This window comes from Microcystis sp. M_QC_C_20170808_M9Col (assembly GCF_007095495.1).
Lineage (GTDB): Bacteria > Cyanobacteriota > Cyanobacteriia > Cyanobacteriales > Microcystaceae > Microcystis > Microcystis aeruginosa.
In genome coordinates, this window is record NZ_SFBZ01000074.1 from 1 (window position 1) to 4843 (window position 4843).

The window sequence follows — 4843 nt, forward strand, 5'->3', positions numbered from 1 at the left end:
TGTATTTCCGACTACCTTTACCCCGCAAGGGGACGGAAACTTTGGTATAGGCGAGAAGTAAATTAGCGACAATGCTATTTCCGACTACCTTTACCCCGCAAGGGGACGGAAACTGTATTACCCGAAGAGTCCCTTAGCGTAGTCGTATTCAATTCCACCGATTTCCGACTACCTTTACCCCGCAAGGGGACGGAAACTTTATGAGAAGGAAGAGGAATTGGATATTCTTCTTGCTGAATTTCCGACTACCTTTACCCCGCAAGGGGACGGAAACGCATCTAATCAACTAGTTATTAAAAGGGTCATATTGACATTTCCGACTACCTTTACCCCGCAAGGGGACGGAAACGATACCCAACCTTGCTCATCAACTTGAGTACCACAATAATTTCCGACTACCTTTACCCCGCAAGGGGACGGAAACTTTATGGCATCCTGTGCCATTCTTAATGCTTTATTAGCAAGAATTTCCGACTACCTTTACCCCGCAAGGGGACGGAAACTAAAGAGACTCCAATCTTTTTTATCCTTGGCAATCCAAATTTCCGACTACCTTTACCCCGCAAGGGGACGGAAACGCACAGGAGCAACAGTTTTAGAAGGGAACAACCAAGAATTTCCGACTACCTTTACCCCGCAAGGGGACGGAAACTCAGTTGAAGCAGTGTGAAGTGCTTTGTACTCATTAGCTAGATTTCCCACTACCTTTACCCCGCAAGGGGACGGAAACTAAAGTCTCTCCATTGCTATAATATGTCCCACTTCTTCATTTCCCACTACCTTTACCCCGCAAGGGGACGGAAACCTTGGATTAGATAGAAATGCAGGTGAACAACCAGCAAAGATTTCCCACTACCTTTACCCCGCAAGGGGACGGAAACGCGGCGATCGATTGCGTTGGGGGCTGTCGTGAGATTCATTTCCCACTACCTTTACCCCGCAAGGGGACGGAAACCCGTCGGTCAGCCGTCGCTTTGGGGCTTTGTACCCATTAGCAATTTCCCACTACCTTTACCCCGCAAGGGGACGGAAACTATTGAGGAGATGCTCAAGGATTCCCCACAGGATTTTTGCATTTCCCACTACCTTTACCCCGCAAGGGGACGGAAACAATAGGAAGTGACACAGGTTGTAGATTGTTACTGTCTTTAATTTCCCACTACCTTTACCCCGCAAGGGGACGGAAACTTCGAGGTAAAAGTTTGTAGTGGTGTACGAAACTCACCATTTCCGACTACCTTTACCCCGCAAGGGGACGGAAACAATATTCCCCCTAGAAGCAATATCTTGAGGAATGTCGGTATTTCCGACTACCTTTACCCCGCAAGGGGACGGAAACAAGTCTTGAGCATTAGGTGTAAATGTAGCACTTGATGCATTTCCCACTACCTTTACCCCGCAAGGGGACGGAAACACAGTGACAGACAGAACCGTAATATGGTTATCCCATTTAATCTGTGCAAAATTCCCCACTACCTTTACCCCGCAAGGGGACGGAAACACTGCGTACCAAAGCCCATCCTTGTAATAGCTGAACCAGCATTTCCCACTACCTTTACCCCGCAAGGGGACGGAAACAATTATCCAAACAACGAGCGGCGATCGAATCTCAACAATTTCCCACTACCTTTACCCCGCAAGGGGACGGAAACGGTAAAGCTTGAGGTTTTAATTTCAGAGATTCCAGTACCATTTCCCACTACCTTTACCCCGCAAGGGGACGGAAACGATCTGCGGCGGGAGATCCGTCCTCCTCCCATTCTTCATATTTCCCACTACCTTTACCCCGCAAGGGGACGGAAACAAACTTAATTGGAATCCCAACCATACTTTCCGCCAGTCTCATTTCCCACTACCTTTACCCCGCAAGGGGACGGAAACCCAAGTCGTCGCTTAATTGCGTCGATCCTTTCCCATGCATTTCCCACTACCTTTACCCCGCAAGGGGACGGAAACTCTGTAGAATTTCTGAGCCAATGCCCGATCCCTAATCTGGATTTCCCACTACCTTTACCCCGCAAGGGGACGGAAACCCTCTTTATTCTCAAGACAATGCCCGTACTTTAGAGTGGTCATTTCCCACTACCTTTACCCCGCAAGGGGACGGAAACTCATAGGCGGCACGATAGCCACTTGGCTCCTCGCCAGTTTCATTTCCCACTACCTTTACCCCGCAAGGGGACGGAAACTAGAGTAAGCACTGTAGCGGTATTAGATGTAATTTGATATTTCCCACTACCTTTACCCCGCAAGGGGACGGAAACACAGTAGTCAATCCAGCATCAATAGCGCTAAATGCACCATCAATTTCCCACTACCTTTACCCCGCAAGGGGACGGAAACGCTTACGCTTGGGCTTGCTTGTGCGATTACTGGCACAAAGGATTTCCCACTACCTTTACCCCGCAAGGGGACGGAAACTGCATCGCTAAGCGCTCGAAGTTTGGATGCCAGTTTAAAAGATTTCCCACTACCTTTACCCCGCAAGGGGACGGAAACCTTTTGCGCTGCAATGCTTAGTAGTTCCGACGCATCTCGTAGATATTTCCCACTACCTTTACCCCGCAAGGGGACGGAAACACGTAAAACTTAGACATAAACACAGATCCATTACTAAAATTTCCCACTACCTTTACCCCGCAAGGGGACGGAAACTATCCCCTGAGTTCTACCACGCCATACCCAACCATCAAAATTTCCCACTACCTTTACCCCGCAAGGGGACGGAAACAAACAAAACTAGAAAGATCAAGAGATCTAAACTGCTCTATTTCCGACTACCTTTACCCCGCAAGGGGACGGAAACGGCAGGTTCGTTCATTGTTGCAGACATCACAGGACGATCTAAATTTCCGACTACCTTTACCCCGCAAGGGGACGGAAACCCGCTTGGTCCAGTCAATTCTTTGGCGGCTACTACCATTTCCGACTACCTTTACCCCGCAAGGGGACGGAAACTAAAGTTGTCATTACCAATAGCTTTGACCGTAGAAATTTCCGACTACCTTTACCCCGCAAGGGGACGGAAACTGTCGATCAAGGAAAAAGGCAAAAGTAGAAAGTCAAAAATTGATAGCAGCACAAAGAAACAAACCAAAATCTATCCTAAATTCCCTCTTTTTCTCCGATAAGGGGGACGAAAACATCTATGCTAGACTTGCTAGGCTCATCGCCCAAATTCAAACCATACCCATGACCAAAGGAGAAACCGAACCCACAAGAGAACATTCGATTTGACTATGAAATTGTAGTCGATCCCTACGATGCAGCAGAAAGAGCAATGGGTTAGTATTAATATCTCCAACACAAAATCTCCCACCCATTTCTTGCTAAATAGGACTTACGCAAACCGAACGAATTTATTCGGCTTGAGGTAGATGTGGTGCGGGCTTCGCCCGCACCAATGCGTAAGTCCTACTAAATAGAAGCAAAAATCTTTAAAAACAGGCGTGATCGCCCAAAAAAGAAGTTGAAGTATTAGACATGACCTTAGCAAAAGATTGTGAAAGCAATATGTATATGGATTATGGATTTTAGATCCAGCAATCAATAGGTAAAATAAACAAAACGCAAATGTCACACTCAAAAACATCAGCGATCGCCAACTGGACAGATGATATCGAAATCGTCAGCATCACTCTGACCTTAAGAGCGATCGCCGACATTGAATTATCTCACAACTACACCACCGCACTCCATGCATGGTTTCTCCATCAAGTCCGCGACAGCGATCCACAACTTTCTGCATATCTCCATGACAAACAATCCGAAAAAGCCTTTGCTATATCTCCACTCAATGGCAACCTTAAACCCATAGTCAACTCATTCCTTGCTAAAGTAGATAGTACCTATACTTGGACAATATCAGCCCTATCCGAGTCTCTATGCACATGGTTACAGACTTGGTTCATTAATCATCCAAAGACAATTAACCTCTACAAAGGAAGCTTTGCGATCGAGCAGATTCGCATTAATCAACCACCTACAACCTACAATAATCTCTGGTCATCTTCATTAAATCTAGATCCCAGATTTACACTCGCTTTCCTAACCCCTACTTGCTTTCGCAGCAAAAATCACCATTTACCCTTACCGATTCCCGCCAATATTTTCCATAGTTATCTCCGTCGTTGGAATGACTTTGCTCCCGAAGCCTTTCCTCAAGAGGAATTTTTAGCATGGATTGAAAAGGTGGTTTATATAACTAACTACGAACTTAACTGCACTAAAGTTGCTGTTGCCAAAAAGGGCTATGTGACTGGTTTTACAGGTACTGTCGAATTTGCGATCGATCTCAAAACTTCCCGTAATTCTGATTTTGAAAAGTTGCTCTCAGCATTAATTAAACTTGCTAATTATTGCGGTACAGGACATAAAACCACCTTTGGATTAGGACAAACGAGACTAATTAGGAAAGATGAAGTTGGGAACTGGAAAAACGAAAAACAATCAATAGTAGCAACTCCAATTCAAGAGCATTTAATTAAGAGAATCGCAGAGCTAACGGAGCTATTTCTCCAAACAAAAAAAAGGCAAGGCGGCGATCGCGCTCAAAACAACGCTACTATCTGGGCAACCATCTTAGCCCGTCGCGAATTGGGCGAAAGCTTGACAGATATCGCGATCGACCTCGACTTACCATACGAAACAGCCAAAGGTTATGTCAAACGCGCCCGTAAAACCTTAGATAATATTAAGTCAGTTCCATAAACTCAGTTTTCAAAGTTTTATATTTTGCACCTATAGCGGTTTTCATTTTGCCGTAGGCAAAATGAAAACTCAAAACTCTTACTGGGACTGATTTTTTGTTTTCAAATGAGTACACACTCATTTGAAAACCGCT

General features: G+C 45.6%; 1 protein-coding gene and 1 CRISPR repeat array. The gene reads left to right on the forward strand.

What is annotated here, in order from left to right; genetic code table 11:
* The first annotated feature begins 3 nt into the window (after positions 1-3).
* Positions 4-3030: direct repeats of the CRISPR family, unit length 37 nt; unit sequence ATTTCCCACTACCTTTACCCCGCAAGGGGACGGAAAC.
* Positions 3031-3573: 543 nt separating this feature from the next.
* Entirely contained in the window at positions 3574-4710 is a 1137-nt protein-coding gene (gene cas6 / locus EWV68_RS04700; RefSeq protein ID WP_287168989.1) for a CRISPR-associated endoribonuclease Cas6, read from the forward strand.
* Positions 4711-4843: the final 133 nt, after the last annotated feature.